Source organism: Rahnella sp. ChDrAdgB13, from assembly GCF_017655185.1.
Classification (GTDB): Bacteria; Pseudomonadota; Gammaproteobacteria; order Enterobacterales; family Enterobacteriaceae; genus Rahnella; species Rahnella contaminans.
Genome location: NZ_JAEMGT010000031.1, coordinates 63,477 through 86,296, shown reverse-complemented (window position 1 = coordinate 86,296; position 22,820 = coordinate 63,477). Strand labels below are relative to the sequence as shown.

General features: G+C 53.6%; 22 protein-coding genes and 1 tRNA gene. 5 read left to right on the top strand and 18 right to left on the bottom strand.

Translation table 11 applies throughout. From position 1 onward, the window contains the following. Positions 1 to 105 precede the first annotated feature (105 nt). The 3 genes from fadJ to J8X26_RS10690 all read right to left on the bottom strand — a co-directional run bounded on the left by fadJ (position 106) and on the right by J8X26_RS10690 (position 4,155). Entirely contained in the window at positions 106 to 2,307 is a 2,202-nt protein-coding gene (fadJ, locus tag J8X26_RS10700) for a fatty acid oxidation complex subunit alpha FadJ (protein WP_208950880.1), read from the bottom strand. Beyond that, complete coding sequence (fadI, locus tag J8X26_RS10695) at positions 2,304 to 3,617, bottom strand: acetyl-CoA C-acyltransferase FadI (protein WP_165058342.1); 1,314 nt, start codon at positions 3,615 to 3,617, stop codon at positions 2,304 to 2,306. Before fadI ends, fadJ begins: the two co-directional genes overlap by 4 nt. Positions 3,618 to 3,822: 205 nt before the next feature. Further along, complete coding sequence (locus tag J8X26_RS10690; RefSeq protein ID WP_101076468.1) at positions 3,823 to 4,155, bottom strand: YfcZ/YiiS family protein; 333 nt, start codon at positions 4,153 to 4,155, stop codon at positions 3,823 to 3,825. 417 nt (positions 4,156 to 4,572) lie between these two features. On the opposite strand from J8X26_RS10690, the gene fadL reads away from it, so the two are divergent. After that, positions 4,573 to 5,850: a long-chain fatty acid transporter FadL gene (gene fadL / locus J8X26_RS10685; protein WP_152324416.1), complete on the top strand. Its 1,278-nt coding sequence runs from the start codon at positions 4,573 to 4,575 to the stop codon at positions 5,848 to 5,850. Positions 5,851 to 5,942: 92 nt separating this feature from the next. On the opposite strand, the gene mlaA is transcribed toward fadL, so the two are convergent. The 10 genes from mlaA to ccmA all read right to left on the bottom strand — a co-directional run bounded on the left by mlaA (position 5,943) and on the right by ccmA (position 13,977). Beyond that, complete coding sequence (gene mlaA / locus J8X26_RS10680; RefSeq protein ID WP_152324417.1) at positions 5,943 to 6,710, bottom strand: phospholipid-binding lipoprotein MlaA; 768 nt, start codon at positions 6,708 to 6,710, stop codon at positions 5,943 to 5,945. A gap of 34 nt (positions 6,711 to 6,744) precedes the next feature. Beyond that, positions 6,745 to 7,959, bottom strand: a complete 1,215-nt coding sequence (ccmI, locus tag J8X26_RS10675) for a c-type cytochrome biogenesis protein CcmI (protein ID WP_208950879.1) — start codon at positions 7,957 to 7,959, stop codon at positions 6,745 to 6,747. Continuing rightward, positions 7,956 to 8,441 (bottom strand): cytochrome c-type biogenesis protein, encoded by a 486-nt coding sequence (locus J8X26_RS10670; RefSeq protein ID WP_152324419.1) that lies wholly within the window; start codon positions 8,439 to 8,441, stop codon positions 7,956 to 7,958. Before J8X26_RS10670 ends, ccmI begins: the two co-directional genes overlap by 4 nt. Continuing rightward, on the bottom strand, positions 8,438 to 8,989 hold the full coding sequence (locus tag J8X26_RS10665; protein ID WP_152324420.1) for a DsbE family thiol:disulfide interchange protein: 552 nt from the start codon (positions 8,987 to 8,989) through the stop codon (positions 8,438 to 8,440). The genes J8X26_RS10670 and J8X26_RS10665 overlap by 4 nt, the downstream gene beginning before the upstream one ends. After that, positions 8,986 to 10,956 carry a heme lyase CcmF/NrfE family subunit gene (locus tag J8X26_RS10660; protein WP_152324421.1) on the bottom strand — a complete coding sequence of 657 codons (1,971 nt, stop codon included), beginning with the start codon at positions 10,954 to 10,956 and terminating at the stop codon, positions 8,986 to 8,988. Before J8X26_RS10660 ends, J8X26_RS10665 begins: the two co-directional genes overlap by 4 nt. After that, the gene (gene ccmE, locus J8X26_RS10655) at positions 10,953 to 11,447 is read right to left on the bottom strand and encodes a cytochrome c maturation protein CcmE (protein WP_101076162.1); all 495 of its coding nucleotides are present in this window, start codon (positions 11,445 to 11,447) and stop codon (positions 10,953 to 10,955) included. The genes J8X26_RS10660 and ccmE overlap by 4 nt, the downstream gene beginning before the upstream one ends. Beyond that, on the bottom strand, positions 11,444 to 11,704 hold the full coding sequence (gene ccmD / locus J8X26_RS10650; RefSeq protein ID WP_208950878.1) for a heme exporter protein CcmD: 261 nt from the start codon (positions 11,702 to 11,704) through the stop codon (positions 11,444 to 11,446). Before ccmD ends, ccmE begins: the two co-directional genes overlap by 4 nt. Then, on the bottom strand, positions 11,701 to 12,438 hold the full coding sequence (locus J8X26_RS10645) for a heme ABC transporter permease (protein ID WP_152324423.1): 738 nt from the start codon (positions 12,436 to 12,438) through the stop codon (positions 11,701 to 11,703). The genes ccmD and J8X26_RS10645 overlap by 4 nt, the downstream gene beginning before the upstream one ends. Positions 12,439 to 12,654: 216 nt before the next feature. Next, complete coding sequence (gene ccmB, locus J8X26_RS10640; RefSeq protein WP_152324424.1) at positions 12,655 to 13,314, bottom strand: heme exporter protein CcmB; 660 nt, start codon at positions 13,312 to 13,314, stop codon at positions 12,655 to 12,657. Between the two features lie 21 nt (positions 13,315 to 13,335). After that, entirely contained in the window at positions 13,336 to 13,977 is a 642-nt protein-coding gene (gene ccmA, locus J8X26_RS10635) for a cytochrome c biogenesis heme-transporting ATPase CcmA (RefSeq protein ID WP_152324425.1), read from the bottom strand. Positions 13,978 to 14,238: 261 nt separating this feature from the next. On the opposite strand from ccmA, the gene J8X26_RS10630 reads away from it, so the two are divergent. The 3 genes from J8X26_RS10630 (at position 14,239) to phoC (ending at position 16,266) form a co-directional block, all read left to right on the top strand. Then, entirely contained in the window at positions 14,239 to 15,156 is a 918-nt protein-coding gene (locus J8X26_RS10630; RefSeq protein ID WP_152324426.1) for a formate/nitrite transporter family protein, read from the top strand. Positions 15,157 to 15,266: 110 nt separating this feature from the next. Further along, positions 15,267 to 15,341: transfer RNA gene (locus J8X26_RS10625), tRNA-Arg, on the top strand. 184 nt (positions 15,342 to 15,525) lie between these two features. Beyond that, complete coding sequence (gene phoC / locus J8X26_RS10620) at positions 15,526 to 16,266, top strand: acid phosphatase PhoC (RefSeq protein WP_208950877.1); 741 nt, start codon at positions 15,526 to 15,528, stop codon at positions 16,264 to 16,266. Between the two features lie 91 nt (positions 16,267 to 16,357). Here the strand turns inward: phoC and nlpA are convergent, their stop codons facing one another. Next, complete coding sequence (gene nlpA / locus J8X26_RS10615; protein WP_152324439.1) at positions 16,358 to 17,176, bottom strand: lipoprotein NlpA; 819 nt, start codon at positions 17,174 to 17,176, stop codon at positions 16,358 to 16,360. A gap of 195 nt (positions 17,177 to 17,371) precedes the next feature. On the opposite strand from nlpA, the gene J8X26_RS10610 reads away from it, so the two are divergent. Next, positions 17,372 to 17,890: a GNAT family N-acetyltransferase gene (locus J8X26_RS10610; RefSeq protein ID WP_152324440.1), complete on the top strand. Its 519-nt coding sequence runs from the start codon at positions 17,372 to 17,374 to the stop codon at positions 17,888 to 17,890. Positions 17,891 to 17,896: 6 nt separating this feature from the next. Here the strand turns inward: J8X26_RS10610 and J8X26_RS10605 are convergent, their stop codons facing one another. The 4 genes from J8X26_RS10605 to J8X26_RS10590 are packed head-to-tail and all read right to left on the bottom strand — an operon-like array spanning position 17,897 to position 22,796. Further along, a complete protein-coding gene (locus J8X26_RS10605; RefSeq protein ID WP_208950876.1) occupies positions 17,897 to 19,456 on the bottom strand; it encodes an MFS transporter in 1,560 nt (519 codons plus the stop codon). Positions 19,457 to 19,496: 40 nt separating this feature from the next. Beyond that, the gene (locus J8X26_RS10600) at positions 19,497 to 20,537 is read right to left on the bottom strand and encodes a Gfo/Idh/MocA family protein (protein ID WP_208950929.1); all 1,041 of its coding nucleotides are present in this window, start codon (positions 20,535 to 20,537) and stop codon (positions 19,497 to 19,499) included. Positions 20,538 to 20,550: 13 nt separating this feature from the next. Continuing rightward, complete coding sequence (locus J8X26_RS10595) at positions 20,551 to 21,618, bottom strand: Gfo/Idh/MocA family protein (RefSeq protein ID WP_208950875.1); 1,068 nt, start codon at positions 21,616 to 21,618, stop codon at positions 20,551 to 20,553. 2 nt (positions 21,619 to 21,620) lie between these two features. Further along, positions 21,621 to 22,796 carry a Gfo/Idh/MocA family protein gene (locus tag J8X26_RS10590; protein ID WP_165058357.1) on the bottom strand — a complete coding sequence of 392 codons (1,176 nt, stop codon included), beginning with the start codon at positions 22,794 to 22,796 and terminating at the stop codon, positions 21,621 to 21,623. Between the last annotated feature and the right edge of the window lie 24 nt (positions 22,797 to 22,820).

Here is a 22,820-nt window from a genome sequence, read left to right as displayed (position 1 = left end):
TACAAAGTCAGTCTCACTATAAAAAAGATCCCGCAGGCCTTGTCTGGCCACAAGCAGGATCCATTCCAGATTCCCGCGAAACTCAGTAATAAGCAGTGACCACAGTCACACTTTGCTGACCTTTTCGCTGGTGCCCTCCGCTGGATAAAAACGTTCGCCCTGCTCCGCCCTGCGTACCAGAGCGTCGCACGGCGTGAAATGCTCACCGTAACGCTGTGCCAGTTGTTCCAGCGTTTTCACCACGGTGGCAGCACCGAGCGTGTCGATGTAACGGAACGGCCCGCCACGAAACGGCGGAAAACCAATACCAAAGACTGCCCCGAGATCACCATCACGCGCACTGCGGATAACATTTTCATCCAGGCAGCGGACGGCTTCATTCAGCATCAGCATGACGCAGCGCTGTGCGATCTCTTCGCCTGACTGCTGAGCTTTTGGCGTGACATTCAGTAAACGATAGACCGACGGATCGACCTGTTTTTTCTTCGCCCCACGCCCTTTCTGGCCGTAGAGATAAAAACCTTTGCCATTTTTACGGCCTTTGCGGTCGTCTTGCAGGACTGCATCGAAGCCGGATGGGGCGGCAAAACGATCGCCAAACGCCTCCACCAGAATCGGGCCAATTTTAGTGCCGACATCAATGCCCACTTCGTCGAGAAGCTGAACTGGCCCGACCGGAAAACCAAAGTTCACCAGCGCATTATCGATGTGATCGACAGGCTCACCAGCCAGCAGGCAGCGTGCCGCTTCGTTGATATAAGGAGCAAGAATGCGGTTTACGTAGAACCCGGCGCTGTCACCGACCACAATTGCCGTTTTCCCCTGTTTCTTCGCCAGCGAGACCGTGGTCGAAATCGTCTGCGCACTGGTACCCGCATGGGGAATAACTTCCACCAGCGGCATTTTGTCTACCGGGCTAAAATAATGCAGGCCGATAACCTGATCAGGCCTTGTGGCCTTTTCCGCAATCAGATGAATCGGCAAAGAAGAGGTGTTTGAAGCAAATATGGTACGCGGTGCCGCATTTTTCTCGATCTCCGCTACCATGGATTGCTTGAGCGCAAGGTCTTCAAATACCGCTTCCACCACAATATCAATCTGCGAAAAACCGCTGAAATCCGTAGTCCCCGAAATCAGCATCATCTGCCGCTGCTGTTCGTTACGGGTGAGCCTGCGGCTGCGGACTTTTTTCTCCAGCAGATCCCAGCTGTATTTCAGCGCATGGCGGATGCCTTCCTGATTAATATCTTTAATCCGCACCGGCAGCCCGGCGCGGGTCGCGGTGACATTCGCAATACCGCCGCCCATCAGCCCGCCACCCAGGATACCGACGCGGTGGACCGGCAACGGCTCAGCGTGAGCGCCTTTTTCTTTTTTCAGCGCCGTCGAGGCAAAGAATAAACCGCGAAGCGCGGCAGATTGCGGCGTCATCACCAGTTCGCCAAACGCCTTGGCTTCGGCCTGATAGCCGTTTCCGCTGCCCTGATCGAGACCGGTTTTCACCACATCAATGATTTTTTCCGTGGCCGGATAATTACCGTGCGTTTTTGCGCGGGTCTGTTTACGCACAAAAGAGAACAACAGGCTTTTTCCCAGCGGACCGCCAGCCAGCCGCGCCTGCCACGGCAAAGGTGGCCGGGATTTACGACCTTTGGCGACACGTTCCAGCGCAGTTTTCAGCAAAATAGAATAAGGCACGGCGTCGTCCACCAGCCCCATTCTCAGCGCCTGTTTCGCGCGAATGCTGCGCCCGGTGAGCATCATATCCAGCGCTTTCGGCGCACCGATTAACCGGGGCAAACGCTGCGTGCCGCCCGAACCGGGTAACAGCCCGAGCTGAACTTCCGGCAGGCCGAGCTGGGTTTTATCATCAAGGGAGCAGACGCGGGAATGGCACGCCAGCGCCAGTTCGAGTCCGCCACCCAGGCAGGCACCGTGAATAGCCGCCACAACCGGCACGGAAAACGAGGCTATCTGCGACATCACCGTCTGGCCTTTTTGCGCCAGTTCGCTGGCTTCAGCCGCCGTTTTGCAGCCGGAAATCATCGTGATGTCGGCACCGGCAATAAATGAATCGCTTTTACCGGAAACCAGCACCAGACCTTTCAGATTCGGATATTGCTGCGCTTTTTGCAAAATAGCGCAGATTTGCTGAGCAAATTCAGCCTTCAGGGTATTCACTTTTTCACCGGGAACATCAATGGTGATAATGCCCACATGTTCTGCCGTAAACATCAGCGAGAATGCAGAAACCGGCTCTGCGGATGACTGTTCTGCCAGCACGGAATTGTCCATATTGTCCCTCATTGCGCTGCCTCCAGAATCATTGCGGCACCCAGGCCCCCGGCGGCGCAGGCGGTGGTCAGCCCGTATTTTCCGCCGCGACGGCGTAATTCATGCAGCGTTTGCGTGATCATCCGTGCGCCGGTTGCGGCAAACGGATGGCCGTAGGCCAGCGAACCGCCTAAAACGTTGAATTTATCCCAGTCGATTTCGCCAACTGCCTGACTGCGACCGAGTTTCTCGCGTGCAAATTCATCACTGGCCAGCATTTTGATATTTGCCAGCGTCTGCGCGGCAAAGGCTTCATGCATATCAATCAGATCCAGATCCGCCAGCGTCAGCCCGGCGCGATCTAACGCCAGCGGCGTGGCGTATGCCGGGCCGAGAAGCATGTCTTCCCAGACGTCAATAGCGGAAAACGCAAAGCTCTTCAGATAGCCCAGCGGCTCAAGCCCTAATTCACGGGCGCGGGATTCGCTCATCATCAGAACGGCGGCGGCACCGTCGGTGAGCGGCGTACTGGTTGCCGCCGTCACGGTTCCGTGTTTACGGTCAAATGCCGGACGCAGTTTCGCGTACTGCCCGATTTCTGAATTCAGGCGGATGTTGTTGTCTTTTTGCAGCACTTCACGATAAGGCGGAACCTGCGCCGCCATTACCTGTGAGCTCAGATAACCCTGTTCCCAGGCCAGCGCGGCCAGCGTGTGCGAACGGTGCGCCAGCTCATCCTGCTGTTCGCGGGAAATACCGTGGCTTTTTGCCATTTGTTCAGCGGTATCACCCATGCGCAGGCCAGTGGAATATTCCGCCACCGCCGGAGGAACCGGCAGCAGATCGCGTAATTTCAGTTTGCTGAAAATCGCAAGACGCTGCGACAGCGTACGCGCTTTATTGACATCAACCAGTGCTCTGGCGAGGCGTTTACTGACACCAATCGGCAGCACCGATGAGGAATCAGCCCCGCCCGCAATCCCGACGCGCACTGTGCCGCTGAGAATACTTTCGGCAACGTTCGCCACCGCCTGAAAACTGGTCGCGCAGGCGCGGGAAACGCTGTAGGCGTCGGTCGAAACATTCATTCCGGTGCCGAGCACAATTTCGCGCGCAATATTCGGCGCTTCGGGCATCTGGACAACCTGTCCGAACACCAGCTGATCAATGTCTTTCGGATCGATTCCACTTTTCGCCAGCAGCTCGCTGACCACGGTTTTACCTAAATCCACAGCGGGGATCCCGTGATAGGCGGTGGCCTGCTTGGCAAACGGCGTGCGCAAACCATCAACAATCGCAATGCGATCTCCTTCACGCGTAACCAGTGGAATGACTTTGTTCATACAAGCTCCTGAGTAAATAGGGTCTTAAGAGGTCAGACCTGATAACTCAGTGTTAACTATGTATTTACATTTGGCAAAGTGAATGGGTTTGAAGTGCGAGCAACAGCAAATTTTTCTGAAATGAGAGTGAGAAGAAAGAGGCTGTAAAAAAATAGCAGACAAAAAATACCGCTGTCTGGCAGCGGCATTTTAAAAGCAGAATTAATTAACGTAATCCGAGCTGGAAGATCATGGTCTCTGCCTGGCAGGAGAAAGTGAAATCCACTTTCAGCTCAACGCCACCGTCAACTTTTTCAATCTTACTGTTAATTTCGCACGGCTCCGATTCAACGCCGCGTGCGCGTTCGGTCAGAGTTTGCAGCATTTCTTTGGCCTGCGCTTCGGTTTCGAAAACGTGCAGGTAAGAAGCGGTGCAATCGGTGTTGTCCATGATGGTACCCACATCAACACAGCAGCAGGCCGCAGTTTCTTCTGCGCCGCATTTGTTAATGGAGTGCAGAGGTTGAGTGGATTTAGAGGACATGGTTACGTCAGACATAATTTTCTCCCCGGCATCAACGGCAACGTCCACCGTCTGGCCTGTTTGCGAATAAAGTTTTATTTCCAGCCTGTATTTTACGCCGCCGTTCTGACAACACACTAGCACTTACTTATTATGTGCCTTTGAAGTGATCCAGATCACGTATATGTAAGTAATCGATTAAAACTACGTCATCGTTATCACTTTAACGTTTCTTAATTGAACTTTTATTGTTGGTTTTTTGTTAAGTGGATCCAATTTCTTGCATCATTTTATAAATATCAATGAAACATTATTGCAACTACACCACAGGTCAGACCTATACTTCGCTCACTGGTCTGATTTGTCAGACTGATAACGAACCCTACAATCCCGCGCTCATTGTTACTTCATGTAACATTGTTTGATAAAAAACATAAAATTGAGGTTTTGGTCATGAACCAGAAAAACCTGTTTAAAAGATCAGCTCTGGCAGCTGCAGTGGCAATTGTTTCCTCCAACGTATACGCAGCAGGTTTTCAGTTAAATGAATATACTGCTGCGGGTTTAGGTCGTTCTTTCTCAGGCGAAGGTGCTATCGCTGACACCGCCGCATCCGGCAGCCGTAACCCGGCAACCATGACCATGTTTAACCGCCCGGCGTTTTCTATGGGCGCGGTTTACGTCGATCCGGACGTCAGTGTGACGGGCAAATCCCCGGTCACCGGTGCCAGTACTGATGCAGGTAACATTGCGCCTAATCAGTGGGTGCCAAATATCCACTTTATTATGCCGCTGGATGACCAGTGGGCGGTCGGCGCATCTGCGACGTCTAACTACGGTCTGGCGACAGAATTTAACGATAGTTATCCGGCAGGCCCGATCGGTGGTGAAACAGACCTCACCACCGTTAACACTAACTTAAGTGTTGCTTACCGTTTGAACCAGAATTTCAGCTTCGGTGTGGGCTTTGATGCCGTCTACGCGAAAGCGAAAATCCGCCGTACTGCGGGCGAACTGGTACCGCTTAAAACCGGCGGTTTGCTGCCGGCAGATACCGAAGCCGCTAAGCTGAAAGGCAACGAATGGGGCTATGGCTGGAACGCCGGTATCTTGTATGAAGTGGATGATAATAACCGCTACGGTTTCACCTACCGCTCTGAAGTCAAAATCGATTTCGACGGCGAATACCGCAACGGCATTCCGCAAGCGTTAGGCGGCACGGGCGGCCATACCGTTCCGGGTTCCCTGACCCTGAACCTGCCAGAAATGTGGGAACTGTCCGGTTATAACAAAGTGGCACCGAAATGGGCAATTCACTACAGCCTGGCTTACACCAGCTGGAGCCAGTTCCAGGAGCTGAAAGCCACCGGTTCTAACGGCCAGACCCTGTTCCAGAAAGACGAAGGTTACCATGATGCTTACCGCATCGCGCTGGGTACCACCTATTACTACGATGATAACTGGACATTCCGCACCGGTATCGCCTTCGATGACAGCCCGGTTCCGGCAGATAACCGCACCATTTCTATCCCGGATCAGGACCGCTTCTGGATTTCAGCCGGTACCACTTATGCCTTCAATAAAGATGCTTCCGTCGATGTCGGTGTGTCTTACATGCATGGCCAGACTGTGAATATCAGCGAGAAAGTGGCTGACGGCGTACCTAACTATGAGTTCCAGGCTAAAGGTACCGCGATGTTGTACGGTGCGAACTTTAACTACAGCTTCTAACCGGTTTTCACGACAGAGCACATAAATGAAAAAAGCGCCGAAAGGCGCTTTTTTTGGCACTGAATCTGAAACGGATAAACTTGATCAGAAGATTACTCTGAATCTATATCCTTCAGATCACCCTGAATCAGTGCAGCATTCGGGTTCACCTGCGGCGTCAGCTGACCGCCTCTCGCCAGGAAGTCATGGCGCTGGAAGTACGCTTCGCGGATCATCAGGTAAGGGTCGGAAGAGTTTCGGATCAGGCCGTCAGAATCGAGCAATTCAGCACGGGTTTCTACGCCCTGCAATACCCACTTACCGGCTGACATCCAGAAGGTCAGATAGCTGAGCATCGGATACAGGTCATCGACCAGATCGCCACCTTCATCACGAATTGTCGCACTGCCGTAAGCTGGCAACATCACGTACGGGCCGTAACCCACCCCGTAATGTCCCAGCGTACTGCCGAATCCTTGCGCTTCTTCGCGTGCCAGTTTCGGGTTCGCCATCGACGCCACATCAATCAGACCGCCCATCCCCAGAAGGGTATTAAGGAAGAAACGGTTGAAGTGGATCGCCGCACGGTACGGATCGCCTTTCAGCAAGGAGTTCACCATGCTGGCCGGTTCATCAAGGTTACTCAGGAAATTACTGGTGCCGTTACGCGCCGGTTGGGGCACGTAATCACGCCAGGCAACAGCCACAGGACGCAGTACATACGGGTCCATGTAGTTAAAGTTGAAGTTAAACATCGCGCGGTTGAAACCTTCCAGCGGATCAGATCGTCCCTGCTGTTCGCTGTCCGATGATCCGGACGTGCCGGCACAACCGACCAGCAAAACTGTCGCAAACGCCAGCCCAGTCAGGCGTAAGTTCATGGATATCTCCCTGTTTTTGATCGTCGGTTCCTGATTAAGGAACCTGCTGATTAATTTCAATGCTGACCTGGCCGTTACCGGCAAAATGGGTCAGCGGACTGTCGCCGTACCAGTCACCTGTGGCCGGTGTTGCCAGGCCATTTTGTGAAATACGAACGCGTACTTTTAATTGATGCAGCGAAGAAAGCAAGCGTTCCGGCATCATCGCGTTGCTGTCATCCACGGTAATCGCCAGCGGGAAGCGGCTCATCGGCAACTTTTTCACTGCAACCGGCACCGGACTGCTGCCATCAGTCACCGAGATAAAGACCGTGCCATCCTGCGGAAGTTTCTGCTGAGCATCCGCAGAAAGCGTTACGTTTACCGCCAGTTTAACCTGATCGATTCCCGCTTTCTGCTTTGCCTGTTCAATGCTTGCCTGAACCATCTCAAGCCGTTTATCACCCGCAGGCAGAATTTTCAGCATAACTTCCCACGCGCCAATAGCTTGCGGATAGTGACCTTGTTCATATTCATTATAGGCCAGCAAGCTTAATACACGCAGATCACCCTGAGATTTTTCCAGCATACTGCGTAAAAGATTGCCGCCGGTAAGGTTATCTTGCGGATCAGACGAACGGGTTAACACTTCGGCATAACCGAGTTTTACTGACATATCATTCGGAGCCAGTTCATACGCATGGCCGTAAGCCTGCGTGGCCGTAGCGGCGTTATTGAGCGCCATCCCCACGCGGCCAAGCATCACCCAATCCTGCACATTTTTCGGATCGGCCTGCAAATCGGTCCGTAATCCCAGCCCTAAATCCTGCACATCTCTTGCGGTCAGCGGCGTACCGTGGTCATCCGCGATACGATGACGCAAATCAGGCATGTGCTGCATCACCTGATTCCACGCACTCACCGGCCCTAATCCGCCCGCATATAAATAGAGGCCCAGCGTGATGATCACCAGCAAAATCGCACCCGGTACCAGCGTCCAGCGGCCGATCGGTTGTGATGCAGCCGGTGCGTAGCCGTCAGGGATATCAGTCAGCAAGTTTTCCTGCAATTCCTGAATATGCGCCGGACGTTCATCCACCACGCCCTGCGCTTCGTCTTCTTCAAGCTCACTCAAACGGTGATGATAAAACGCTTTGTTCAGCGCATCGCGCGATGTATGTTCCGCGCGATCGCCACGGATCACCGGCACGATAAACAGCGCCAGCGCGATCACCAGCATCACTAAAATACACAGCCAAAAAATACTCATGATCCTGTCCTGTCGCTGTCTTTAAGTAACTGTGCCAGGCGCTGTCTCTCTTGTTCTGACATTTCTTCGGTCATATTTTTCAAACGCACTTCGCCACGGCGGGAACGCATAAAAATCATCACCGCGCCGATAATGACCACCAGCACCGGTCCGAGCCACAATATAAAGGTGGATGGCGTTACCGGCGGTTCGTAGGTCACAAAATTGCCATAACGCGCGACCATGTAAGCCACGATTTGCTGTTTGTTCTGGCCCTGCTCAAGCAACTGGAAAACTTTGGTACGCATATCCGCCGCGATAATTGAATCGGACGCCGCAATATTGGTGTTCTGGCATTTCGGGCAGCGCAGTTGCGCGGTGATCTCGCGGTAATCCTGCTCCTGCTGTGGCGATTTAAACTGATAGGTATCGATGGCGGCGAAAGCGCTGAAGCTCAGTGCCACACCGAGCATTAACGCAGGCAATGCACGTAAGATTTTCATGCGTTGCCACCGTATTTTTTGTACAACGGCAACACTTCGCTCTGCCAGACTTTCTCATTCAAATCACCCGCATGGCGATAGCGGATAATGCCCTGTCCGTCGATCAGGAAAGTTTCCGGCGCACCGTACACCCCGAGATCTAACCCCAGCATTCCGTCGCCGTCGTACAGACTCAGCATGTACGGATTGCCCAGCGTATTCAGCCAGTTCACCGCTTTCTGCCGGTCATCTTTGTAGTTCAGCCCCACCACACGTACGCCTTTCGCCGCCAGGGTATTGAGATAATCATGTTCGGCGCGGCAGGTCGGGCACCACGTCGCCCAGACGTTCAGCAATATCGGTTTGCCGTCACGCAACACTGACTGATCGTAAGTTTTTCCGGCCTGCGCCAGCGATTCCAGCTTGAATACCGGCACCGGTTTGCCGATCAGGGCAGATTCCAGCAACGTAGGATCATCGCCGTTGGCGTTGCGCGTCAGCTGGACTAAAAATGCCGCCGCCAGCGCCAGAAACAGAACCAGCGGAATAAAAAGAAGTTTACGGTTCATGCTTCAGCCTCCGCCTTGCCTTGTTTCTTCAGTTTTTTGCTCATGCGGTATCGCGGATCGAGAATACACAACACGCCGCCGGCAGCCATAAAGAGCCCGCCCAGCCAGATCCAGCGGACAAACGGTTTGTAGTACAAGCGCACCGCCCACGAGCCGTCATCCAGCTCTTCGCCCAGCGCGGCGTACAAGTCGCGCGCCAGATTACCGTCGATGGCAGCTTCGGTCATCATGCTGCGCGCCACGCTGTAAAAGCGTTTTTCCGCGTGCAGCGTGGTGACTTTTTTGCCGTTCTGCGTGACGTCGATGTTCGCTTCACCGCCGGTATAGTTCGGGCCGGTAATGTCGCGAACGTCACGAAAGACAAAGTGATAATTATGAATATCCACGGTATCACCGGCTTTCATGCGCACATCGCGCTCAACGCTGTAATTCTGGCTGAACGCAATACCAATCACCGTGACTGCCACGCCCAGATGACCGAGCACCATGCCCCAGTGGCTGCGGGAAAGTTTGGTCAGGCCGCGCCAGAACGAATGACGGTGCGTGGCGCGTTCATGCAGCTCCATCAGCGTCAGCACAATCACCCACACCGACATCAGCAGGCCGACAACGGTCATGCCAACAATTTTGTCCTGCAACAACCACGGCAGAAGAATCGACAGAATCAGCGTCACCACCAGCGCAACGCCCAGACGACGCCACATTTTGCTCGGTTCGTCACGACGCCAGCGCACCAGCGGACCGATGCCTAACAACAGCGCCAGCGGCGCCATCAGCCAGGTAAACATCGTATTAAAGAACGGTTCGCCGATGGAAATGCTGCCCAGCCCGAGCTGTTTATGAATCAGCGGTAACAGCGTGCCGAGCAAAACCACCAGCATGGCGGCGACCAGCAAAACATTATTGCCAAGCAGATAACTTTCGCGCGAATGCAGTTCATGACGGCTCGGTGCGCGCACCGAGTTGCCTTTAAAGGCGTACAGCAGCAAGGAGCCGCCGATAACAATCACTAAGTACGCGAGGATAAACATGCCGCGCGCCGGATCTGAGGCGAACGAGTGAACCGATACCAGCACACCGGAACGCACCAGGAAAGTCCCGAGCAGACACAGCGAGAACGCGGTGATCGCCAGCAGAACCGTCCAGGCTTTGAATGTCCCGCGTTTTTCAGTCACGGCGAGCGAGTGGATAAGCGCGGTTCCCGCCAGCCACGGCATAAATGAGGCGTTCTCGACCGGATCCCAGAACCACCAGCCGCCCCAACCTAATTCGTAATATGCCCACGCAGAACCGAGCACGATGCCGATGGTCAGAAACACCCACGCCGCCGTGGTCCACGGACGCGACCAGCGCGCCCACGCGGTATCAAGCCGCCCAGCCATCAGCGAAGCAATCGCAAACGCGAATGCCACCGAGAAACCAACGTAACCCATGTACAGCAATGGCGGATGGAAAATCAGCCCGATATCCTGCAACACCGGATTCAGGTCACTGCCATCCACCGGGAAATTCGGTAAAGAGCGGATAAACGGATTCGACGTCAGCAGAATAAACAGCAGGAAACCACCGGTGATCATGCCCATCACGGCGAGCACGCGCGCCACGGCATCTTGCGGCATCTGACGGCTGAACAACGCAACGGCCAGCGTCCAGCAACTCAGCAGCAACACCCATAACAGCAGCGATCCTTCGTGCGCGCCCCAGGTGGCCGCCACGCGGTAATACACCGGCAAATGGGTATTGGAATTGTTAGCGACATACGCGACGGTGAAATCATTCACCACAAACGCGTGGACCAGAATCGCAAACGCCAGCACGATGCAGGCGAACATGCCGTACGACAGCGGACGCGCCATCGCCATCATCCGGTTATCCTGTCGCGCCGCGCCCCATTGCGGGTAAATACTCAGTAAAACCGCCAGCCCTAACGCCAGACAGAGTGCAAATGTTCCCAGTTCCGGCATCATGAGCGGTTATTTCCTTTATCGTTACCCACGTAGGCAGAAGCGGGCCCTTTGTGGTTTTCTTTCATGGCGTCGGCAACTTCCGGCGGCACATATTTTTCATCGTGTTTGGCCAGAACCTGAATCGCATTCACGACATTCCCCGGCTCCATCACACCCTGCGCCACCACACCCTGTCCTTCACGGAACAGGTCCGGGAGAATGCCGTTGTACGTCACCGCAATCGCGCCGCGTGCATCATAAATCTTGAAGCTCACCTGAAGGCTTTTCGGATCCCGTTTTACCGAACCGGGCATCACCATGCCGCCGATGCGCAGGCGCTGGCCGACTTCCGGCATTTCGTGGTTTTCGCCTTTGCCCTGCAAGATTTCACTCGGTGTATAGAACAAATCAATGTTGGAACGCAGCGCATACATCACCAGTGAAATACTCAGGCCGAGGCCGATCAGCACCACCAGCGCCAGCGACAGGCGCTTCTTACGACGTGGATTCACAATAACTTCTCCCCGGATGTGTCCGGTTCCAGCGGTGACGTCTGTGCGCCTAGCTGTTTTTTAGACGTGGACTGATTAATGCGTTTTTCGCGAGCCTGACGGCGTTTCACATCGTCCAGAATCTGACGATGCTGCACGAGGGTATGCACCACCAGCGCAATCAGGGTAATCAGGGTTGCCGCCACCGACAGCCAGACATAAAAGGCATATCCGCCCATGGCGAAAAAATCGTGCCAGCTTGAGAATGCAGGGCTCATCCGCGAGGCTCCTTTTTCAGCAGGCCAGCCACCCACGGACGCAGGCGCTCCTGATTCAGGATCAGGTTGCGTAAACGCATCAGCGTGAGAGTAATAAAGAAGAACAGATAACCGAAAATCGCCCAGCGCAGCGGATAACGCATACTCGGGTCGATAGTTTGCTGCATGTTGGTGGAACCCTGATGCAGCGTGTTCCACCACTGAACGGAGTAATGAATGATAGGAATATTGACCACGCCGACCAGCACCAGAATCCCCGCAGCGCGCCCCGCCAGACGGCGATCGTCAAAGGCGTTATATAATGCAATCACCCCGAGATAGAGGAACAGCAGCACAAGTTCGGACGTCAGACGCGCATCCCAGACCCACCAGGTGCCCCACATCGGTTTGCCCCAGGCCGAGCCGGTAACCAGCGCGATAAACGTGAAAACGGCACCGACCGGCGCCATCGCAGCAACGGCCAGATCTGACATTTTCATCTGCCACACCAGGCCGATGAATGCCGCAATGGCCATTGCGCTGTAAATCCCCATCGACCAGATCGCCGCCGGGACGTGAATGTACATAATCCGGTAGCTGTTACCTTGCTGATAGTCGGGCGGCGCATAGCCAAAACCCCAAACCCAGCCGATCACCAGACAGGCAATACCGATAAGCCCGAGCCACGGAATGAACCGGCCACAGACGTGGTAAAGCCGTTCAGGCCGCGCAAGTTGATGTAACCATTTCCACATTGTTATCGTTGCTCACTTTAAAATGTCACTGTGTGGGTTGCCGTGGAACCTCGGTGGGCTCTTGTGCGGTCGGAAGGAAATTCCCCGCACTTATTGTTGGCATGTCTATTGTTCACTATAGAGAAGTGTGATGTTAGTCAAAGGTTGCGTTTTTTCTTCTCTATTGTAACGGCACGTAAAATAAATCCGCGCCAGCGCACTTACAGACACAAACGGTTAGTGAACGCTGACTCTTAATGCGGCTGCGGTAGCAAACGGCGTAAGCGTCGCACTGCCCGCTAACATCGCACCGAGGATCGCCAGATACCCGCCAATGGGCATCGACATCGACGCGGCATCAATGGCACCGGTGGCAAAAATCAGCACCGGAATATACAACGGCAGAACCAGCAGACTCAGCAACACACCACCCTTGCGCAGCCCGACGGTGAGCGCCACGCCGATGGCGCCGATAAAACTCAGCGTCGGCGTCCCCAGTAAAATCGTCAGCGCGACGGCTTTCCAGGTCTCAAAATCCAGCGAAAGTAACAGGGCAATCAGCGGAGACAGGATCAGTAACGGCAAACCGGTCACCACCCAGTGAGCACATACTTTCCCCAGAACCGTGAGTGCCAGCGGCGAGGGCAATAACAAAAGTTGCTCAAGCGTGCCGTCGAGATAGTCATCGCGAAACAACCTTTCCAGCGCCAGCAGGGACGATAACAGCGCTGCAACCCAGACAATACCGGGGGCGATCCGCGCCAGCAGTTTTGGCTCCGGGCCAATTCCTAACGGAAACAGCGTAATAACAATCAGGAAAAACCACAGCGGGTTGATAATTTCTGCGCTTTTTCGAAAAGCAATTTTCAGTTCGCGGCTCAGAACCTTAGTAAACATTCCGTCTCTTTCCCTTTCGCGTCACGCCAGCTCTGCGCCGGTCAGACGGATTTTCCGCACGTCGCGGTTAACGCCCTGCAAATCCTGATGCGTGGTCAGCAGCACCATTCCGCCCTGCTCCGCATGCTGTTCGAACAGCGCAATCAGCGTCGCAACACCCTGCTTATCAATGGCAGTCAGCGGTTCATCGAGGATCCACAGCGGCGCATTGCTCAGCCATAAACGCGCCAGCGCCACGCGCCGTTGCTGCCCGGCGGACATCTGCGCGACCGTGACATCTTCGTAACCCAGCAGGCCGACATTTTCGAGTGCCTGATAAATAGCTTCCGATGCGGCGTCACCGCGAACAGACGGACTGCTGACAGACAGATAGAAGGCAAGGTTTTCAAACGCAGTAAGCACTGACTTTATGCCGGGCTGATGACCGAGATACAGAAGTTCCTGATGAAAAACATCGCGCTGACGGCGGGTATTGACGCCCTGCCAGCGGACTTCACCGGCGTCCGGAGAGGACAGCCCGGCCAGAATACGCAGCAAACTGGTTTTACCGGCACCGTTCCTGCCTTCAATCTGCACCATTTCGCCCGGTAAAACCGTGAAACTCAAGCCACTAAACAAGGTCCGCTCATCGCGAACGCAGCTCAGGTTAAGGGCTTCAAACATGGAGATGTCTCTTATTTTTCACAAGTCCGCATCATATCACAGGCGTCCGGCACGACGCAGCTTAGGGAGCGGTACGTTATTACATATAAACGCCCGCCAGAAAAGTCTGATATCGCAGACATTGCCCCAAAAATGACCCATAAGGTTCATGGGTTAACGATTTGTAACTTATTTGTATATCTGCTCATAAATTCCCGGCCTCGCCTATGCTTATGCATGACGTACTTTTTTATCACTTTGATTTTTTTTCGGGGGAGAACGATGAGCGACGATAAAAAGCATGAGAGCAGCACCGATGTTGACAGCGAGGAGCATTCGCAGGGCAAGAAAATCGAAACTGGTGAAGAGAATCTGCCCTCCAAAGCGGCCGCCGTGCATGAAGTTATCCGTATGGAAGGCGAGAAAGAGCTGGAACGTGACGGACAGGCGTTGCTCTGGTCAGCGATTGCCGCCGGGCTTTCGATCAGTGCTTCGCTGATGGCGAAAGGCATTCTTCACGCCCGGCTGCCCGATTCGCCCGAACGGTTTTTTATCGAAAACATCGGTTATACCGTCGGGTTCATTATCGTCATCATGGCGCGCCAGCAGCTGTTCACCGAAAACACCGTCACCGCCGTATTGCCCGTCATGCAAAAACTGACCGGCAAAAACGTCGCGCTCTTGCTGCGTTTGTGGGGGCTGGTGCTGATCGGAAATATCATCGGCGGCGGCTTTGCAGCGCTGGCATTTCATCTGGTGCCATTTTTTGATCCGGAGACCGACAAAGCGTTTCACGAGATCAGCATGGAAATTATGGAAAAAGGCCCTGGCGCGATGTTTGTCGGCGGCATGGTTTCCGGCTGGCTGATTGCCACCATGGTCTGGATGATCCCTTCCGCAGGTGCCGCCAAACTGTGGGTGATTATGCTGATGACCTACATGGTGGCGATCGGCGACCTGACACACATCGTGGTCGGCTCAGTGGAAGTCCTCTATCTGGTCTTCTCCGGCGCAATCCCGTGGACTGACTTCATCTGGCCTTTCGCCCTGCCGACGCTGGCCGGAAACATCGCGGGCGGTACCTTTATCTTTGCGCTGATCAGCCACGCACAAATCCGTAACGACATGAGTAATCAGAAGAAAGCCAAAGTTAAAAAGGCAGAACAGGAAGCCGCGAAGAAGGAAGCGGCGAAACCGTGAAGAGAGATAAAAGCGCAGAACTGGCGACGAAACGACCAAACGACAGGCTAACGCCTTATTATTGAGAGAAAAACGGGTATACTACGCGGGCGCTTTCCACTGGCGTCCGTGTCTCCTTAGTTAAACGGATATAACAAGCCCCTCCTAAGGGCTAGTTACAGGTTCGATTCCTGTAGGGGACACCAAGCATCTCCAACAAAATCCTGTGAATTTACCTGCCTTACTGAAAATCCCCCCATACCCACAAATTCCCAATTTTGAGATCTCGCGCATTTTTTTTGATGAAGAATTTGTTTTACTTACACATGTTAACAAATGTTACGAAAATGAGTTCGTAATGAAAATTCTAATGTCCGTAAGGAAACCTTCATGAAAATTGTAGCTACTTTTTGTCTCGCGGGACTTTTCTCTGTCAATGCTTTTGCCCTGACCGGCAATGATGCGACCACCAAACCAGACTTGTACTATCTGAAAAACGACCAGGCAATCAACAGCCTGGCGCTGCTTCCGCCGCCACCGGCTGTGGGCAGCATTGCGTTTCTCAACGATCAGGCGATGTACGAACAAGGGCGTCTTCTGCGCTCGACGGAACGCGGCAAGCAGGCGGCTGAAGATGCCAACCTGAGTGCGGGCGGCGTTGCGAATGCCTTCTCCACGGCGTTTGGTTCACCGATTACGGCAAAAGACACACCGGAGCTGCATAAGCTGCTGACCAATATGATTGAAGATGCGGGCGATCTTGCGACCCGTTCGGCGAAAGAGAAGTACATGCGCATTCGTCCGTTCGCGTTCTACGGCGTACCGACGTGCAACACGACCGAGCAGGATAAGCTGTCTAAGAATGGATCTTACCCGTCGGGTCACACCTCCATCGGCTGGGCAACGGCGCTGGTATTGACGGAAATTAACCCGCAGCGTCAGGATCAAATCCTTCAGCGCGGTTTCGATTTAGGCCAGAGCCGCGTAATTTGCGGATATCACTGGCAAAGCGATGTCGATGCGGCGCGTATTGTCGGCTCGGCGGTCGTCGCCACGTTGCACACCAACACCGCTTTCCAGCAGCAATTGCAGAAAGCCAAAGACGAGTTTGCGAAACAGCATAAGTCGTAAAATCGTTATCTTGTAAAATACAGAAACGCTTTTGCCTGACGTTGGACTTTCAGGCAAAAGCGTCAAATTTTATTCATCCCTTTAGAGCCTTTTACCAGCCCGGAACTGCGCCACCGTTGAAGATTTTTTCTGCGGCTTTTGCCACTTCCGGCGACTGATAAGATTTCAGAAACTCCTTCACGTTCTCCGCGTCTTTATTGTCTTCGCGCGTCACCAGCAGGTTCACGTAAGGCGAGTTTTTGTCTTCGATAAACACGCTGTCGTGCACCGGCGATAACCCGGTTTGCTGAATGTAAGTGGTGCTGATGATCGCCACATCGACTTTCGGGTCGTCGAGCACACGCGGTAACTGCGCGCCTTCTAGCTCCATAATGTTCAGATGATGCGGGTTCTCAACGATATCCGGCGCCGTCGGCAACAGACCTTTACCCTCTTTCAGAGTGATCAGTTTCTCTTTTTGCAGCAGCAAAAGCGCGCGGCCCAGATTAGTCGGATCGTTCGGGATCGCCACCGTCGCGCCGTCTTTCAGCTGACCGACAGTTTTGATTTTTTTCGAATAACCGGCCATCGGGAACACAAACGTATTACCGACGGCGACGAGATTGTAGCCATGCGCTTTATTGTCCTGATCGAGGAACGGGCGATGCTGGAAAACGTTGGCATCCAGCTCACCGTGCTGCGTGGCGTCGTTCGGCAACAATGAACCGCTGAACCCGACCAGCTCGACATCCAGCCCGTATTTCTCTTTCGCGACTTTTTTGGCGACTTCGGCGACATCCTGCTCCGCGCCGTTAATCACACCGACCTTGATGTGCTTCGCATCGCTGCCCTTTTGATCACAACCCGCCAGCACCAATCCTGCGAGTAATATGAAAGCGCCTGTCCGAAAATGAGGCATTGTCAGTTTCACGGTTTTTCCTTAAAAAATAAGCCCTAATCCAAAGTGAAGCTGACTATAGCAGGGTCAGGGTAGCGGCTTAAAAAACGAAAAAAGCATCAATAAGAAGAAAAAAGCATAACCCGTAAATAATGCGCAGCACTCCCCTGCCCGATTCTTTCCGAAACGTGTAGGCTGGAGGAAACTGACTGACGAGAGCCCGGAAGAATGGAAATTATTGAAGCGGACGAACAGCACGTTCCCGAAATGCAGAAAATTTATGCCTGGCATGTTAAACACGGCACCGCGTCCTTTGAAACGGAGCCGCCTTCTGTGGATGAAATGGCCGCGCGCCTGAAGAAAATCAAAGACGCCGGGCTGCTCTGGCTGGTGGTTCTGCATGAAGGGGAAGTGAAAGGCTATTGCTACCTCGGGCGATATCGCGAGCGTTACGCCTACCGGCATACGCTGGAGGATTCTATTTATATTGATCCCGGTTTTCAGAAACGCGGGGCGGGAAAAGCCTTGCTGCGCCGGGCGGTGGACTGGGCGGAAATGCAGGGGTATCGCCAGCTGATTGGTAACGTCGGCGACAGCCAGAATCAGGCGTCCATTCACCTTCATCTGGCGGCCGGTTTTAGTGTTACCGGCACCCTGAAATCCGTCGGTTTTAAACACGGGCGCTGGCTGGATACCGTATTTATGCAGCGCCCGTTAGGCGGCGGCGACCAGACGCCGCCGGAATAACGCCTTTCAGAGCCCGACCGCGTCACCGGGCGCGGGGGCTAATTTTCCTCCGGCGGTTTTGCGCGTCGCACTGCCGCCCCACACTTCCTGATAGTCGTAACCGGTCAGATCCTTGATCACTTTCTGACACTCCGGCGTGCAGTCATTCAGTTCGCCGCCGAGTTTCAGGCGCGCGACTTCTTTGATCAGCGTTCTGTGCGTATCCCGCGTCAGCTTAAATTTAAATGTCATATAGAAACTGACGGCCAGCAGGATGCCGGTAGCAAAAACCATCAGCCCGATAATCGCGTGCAGCGCGCTTTCCGGCTGAATACCCTGGCCTTTAACGAAACCGCTTTCTTCCAGCACCACACCAATCAGCATAATCGCCAGCGCGACCGTGCTTTTTCGCGTTAATACCATTACACCGGCAAATATCCCTTCGCGGCGTTTTTTGGTGACGATTTCATCCACGTCCGGAATAAAGCTGTAGATATTCCACGGAATATAATAAAGACCGGCGCGTGCGAAACCGAATATGGCAAAGACCGCGGAGAACAGCAGCAGGGAAACCGCCATTTCGGTGATATAGACATAGAACAGGAAAGCCAGTACGCAGAATATAATGCCGTACGCCAGCCGCAGTGCACCCGAAGGCGACATATTTAATTTTTCAAGCAACATCATAAATATAAACGTCGAAGGTACGGAAGCCAGCGCCGCCACACTTAAATACCCTGAAACCAACGAAGCACTTTGATGCAATCCGTAAACCACATAATAGGTGAATACGGCACCAAAAACGTCCAGTGCGGTAAACGAGAAGATATAGATAATAATATGCTGGCGGAACATGCGTATTCTGAACGAGGAAAAAAGGTCTAATACCAGGCTTTTAAAATGGTGCCACAAACTGCCGCCACCGGCGGTGACCGGCTCCGGTTCAAACTCTTCACGCACGTCTTTCGCTTCCCACGTACACATCCAGGTGGTGAATACCGCCACGCAGAAGATGCAGGCAAAAATGATACCGGTGTAGGTGTACGTCAGGGAATTATCTTTGCCGGTGAACTGCATCAGTATGCCCGGAATCGACACCGCCAGCAGACCGCCGAGCTGGGAACAAATCATGCGTACGCCCGAAAGACGGGTGCGTTCGCTGAACCGGTTGGTCATTTCCGCCGACAGTGTTTCCCACGGCACCAGCACCATCGCGGACAGCAATTCAATAGAAAGATAGGTACCGAGGTAGTACCAGTAGCTCATATCTGTGACCCAGACCAGCGCGTAAAGGAACATCAAAGGAGCGCTGATCAGCACGAAAAAGCGGCGGCGGCCAAATTTTTTCCCCAGCCAGGTGTTGCCGAAATTATCGGTGATATAGCCCATAATCGGGCTTAATATCGCATCGATAACGCGGGCAATAGCGAAAATAGAACCGGCTTCAAAAACAGATAATCCGCAATAAGTGGTATAGAAGAATAATAGCCAGGTACCAATAACGGCAAAAGCGCCGCCACCAAATAAATCGGTCACGCCATACCCGATGGCCGTGCCATAACCGACTCTGCGCTCAGTTGGTTTCATTTTTATTATCCTGTCAGTGTAGGGTTGTTATTAAAATTATTTAATCGGTAAGCGTTATCCATTTCCGCAACTGAGATGACCGGTAAATAGCCCCGACAATATTCAGGGAGATTTCGGCGTCATAAATATCGGTATAGTTTTTGTTTTGGTTATAAAGAGTATTCCCTGAATGACAAACTGACAGGTAGAAATTAAATACCGCCTGTCGATGGCTGTCACCCCAGTAGCTTTTAGCATTGCCCGACGGATTTTCATCGCTGATTAACAGCGTTTTGTTTTCCCCGTCAATCAGCCAGAGCGTGTTGTGATGCAGCTGCAACAGCCCTTTTTCGCAATGAATTTCCAGCAGCAACGGAGAATCCGTGCTGTGGCAGTTGGTCGCATAGAACAGCCCGCGCGCGCCGTTACCGAGTTTAAAACTGGCCATCGCGGTATCTTCATTTTCGGTGAGTTCGCTGAGAAAACTGCTCTCCACCACGCCTTTCACCGCCAGCACGCCGCCGCCAAACCACTGCATAAGATCCAGCGTATGAATGGCCTGGTTGATCAGCAAACTGCCACCTTCTGTTTCGAAACGACCGCGCCACGGGCTTTCGGTGTAATACGTGCCGCTGCGCGACCATGTCAGCACGGCTTTAATACTGAGCATTTTGCCGAGCTGCCCGCTTTCGAGCAGCGCTTTAATTTCACGGCTCGTCGGGTTTAGCCGGTTCTGATAACAGACACCCAGCCGGGCGTCTGTTTCCGTCAAGGCCTGCCTGATGGCGGCGACTTCCCCGGAATTCAGTGCCACCGGTTTTTCGGTGAACACATGTTTTCCGGCGGCCAGTGCGGCAAGAATGGCTTCCTGATGCAGATGATGCGGCAGACAAATATGCACAACATCAATCTGCGGGTCGCGCAGCATTTCATGATAATCGGCATAAAAATCGCAGTTATACCGCTGCGCCAGCGCACGCCCTTTTTCAACATCAATTTCTGCAATCGCCCGCAGCGTGCTCGCAGGTTCCTGTTCTATCGCAGCCACGTGACAGGAATGGATGGCACCACAGCCAATGACGGCGGCATTAATCATATTCATCATGCCTCCCGTTTCAGCGTGTCACGTTCGCCAGCATCTGCGCCCGCACGCAAAGCTCTGCGGCTTTAAACGCATGCTCCTGCGTCATGGCGTTTTCAGTGCGGTTCAGACAATCGAGGATCAGTTGGCCGAAGAACGGGAATCCGACCTGTCCGGAAACCGGATAACGGAATTCGCCTTCCTTATTCACCAGGTACACCACGTCCTGTTCGCCACGTGTGATATCGACATATTTGCGCACCTCAATGTAACCTTCAGTGCCCAGCAGCGTCAGACGCCCGTCGCCCCAGGTGCTGAGCCCTTCCGGCGTAAACCAATCGCAGCGAAAATATCCACGTGCGCCGTTTTCACCTTCCAGCATCGTATCGCCAAAATCTTCAAAGTTCGGGTATTGCGGATGGTTGAAATTCAGCGCCTGCGCCGCGACCACGCGGGCATTGCCGTTGCCGGTATAAAACAGAAACTGCTCAATCTGATGACTGCCGATGTCGCACAGGATCCCGCCAAATTTCTCCCTTTCGTAAAACCAGTCAGGCCGCCCTTCACCCTCGCGGTGCGGGCCGGTACCGAGCGTCTGAACCACGCGACCAATCGCCCCTTCCTGCACCAGTTGCCCGGCAAATACTGCGCTTTCCACATGCAGACGTTCGCTGTAATACACCGCATATTTACGCCCGGTTTTCGCCGCCTTTTCTTTTGCTGCCGCCAGCTGTTGCAGCGTGGTGAGCGGCGCTTTGTCGGTGAAATAATCCTTTCCGGCGTCCATCACTTTCAGCCCGAGCGCGCAGCGTTCCGACGGAATTCCCGCGCCAGCCACCAGTTGCACCTCTTTATCATCGAGAATCGCGCTCAGCGATGGAGCGGCCGTCACCTGCGGATACTGGCTGACGAACTTCGCCACTTTTGCCGGATCCGGATCGTAAACCCATTTCAGGCTGGCACCGGCTTCAATCAGCCCGTTGCACATGCCGTAAATATGCCCGTGATCGAGCGCGGCGGCGGCAATCACGAATTCGCCCGGTTTCACCACCGGCTGCGGTTTCCCGACAGGTGCATAGTTCATTCCGTCTTTGATGCTCATATTTACGCTCCTGTATCCATGTTTTTACCCAGCGGGATCGCCTCTTCATTGGCGAAGTTTTCCACGGAAGCCGATTTCTCGTAAAAGTGCGGGGCCAGCGAAACCAGCCCGCCGGTCTGATAGAAAGGATCAGTCTGAACCAGCGGCAGCGTCACAATGCTGCGCGTAATGGCCGATTTATAAATCGCGGCAATCAGTTCCAGCGAACGCTTGCCCTGAACGCCGTCGATCAGCGGGGCGCTTTTCGTTTCCAGCGCGGTGAGGAAGTTGTCTATCTGGCCGGTGTGCAGGGTATAAGTCAGTTTGGGAATGGACTGATACACATCCTCGAGGCGGTTTTCACGCGCGGTATCACGCTCTTCCACCGGAAAACCGTTCGGGGCAGAAATGCTGGCGAATTTATCCCATGGTGCAGAAACCCGGGCTTTTTCGCCCTGAATGACAATTTTCTGATCTTCACCGTGATGCACTACGGAAGCCGTCAGCTGCGTCAGCGCACCAGTGTCATATTTGAAAATCGCCGCCGAAAGGTCTTCCACTTCGGCATTATCGTGAGCGGCGTTGGTGATCATCGACACCACTTCGGAAGGGAAACCGAGCATCCACTGAATGGCGTCAATATGGTGCACCGCGTGATTGAGGGTGCAGCCGCCCGCCTCTTTTTCCCAGGTTCCGCGCCACCACAAATCGTAATAGGAATGGCCGCGCCACCAGAACGAATCCACCTGCGCGTGGCAAACTTTTCCCGCCTCGCCGGAATCGAGCACCTGTTTCAGCCGCCAGAACGCATCGGTAAAACGGTTTTGCGCAATGATGGAAAGCGTTTTACCGCTTTCCTGCGCGGCGCGGATCATCGCGTCACACTCCTGCAAGGAAGCGGCCATCGGTTTTTCACAGAGCACATGCTTTCCGGCGTTCAGCGCGTCAACAGAGATTTCGGCATGCACATACGGCGGCGTGCAGACGTCAAAAACGTCAATGTCCGAATCATTAAGAATATCCTGATGACTGGCGTAAACCTTCGCGTCAGTGAGCCCGTAATGCCGTTTTTTCTCTTCCGCTTTCTCCGGATAAATATCCACCAGCGCGACCACCTGGCAGCGATCGGCAAACTGCAAATATCCCTGAATATGGTTATGTGAAATATTACCCGTACCAATAATGGCTATTTTAAGCATTATCCTACTCCCGATAAAAACCTA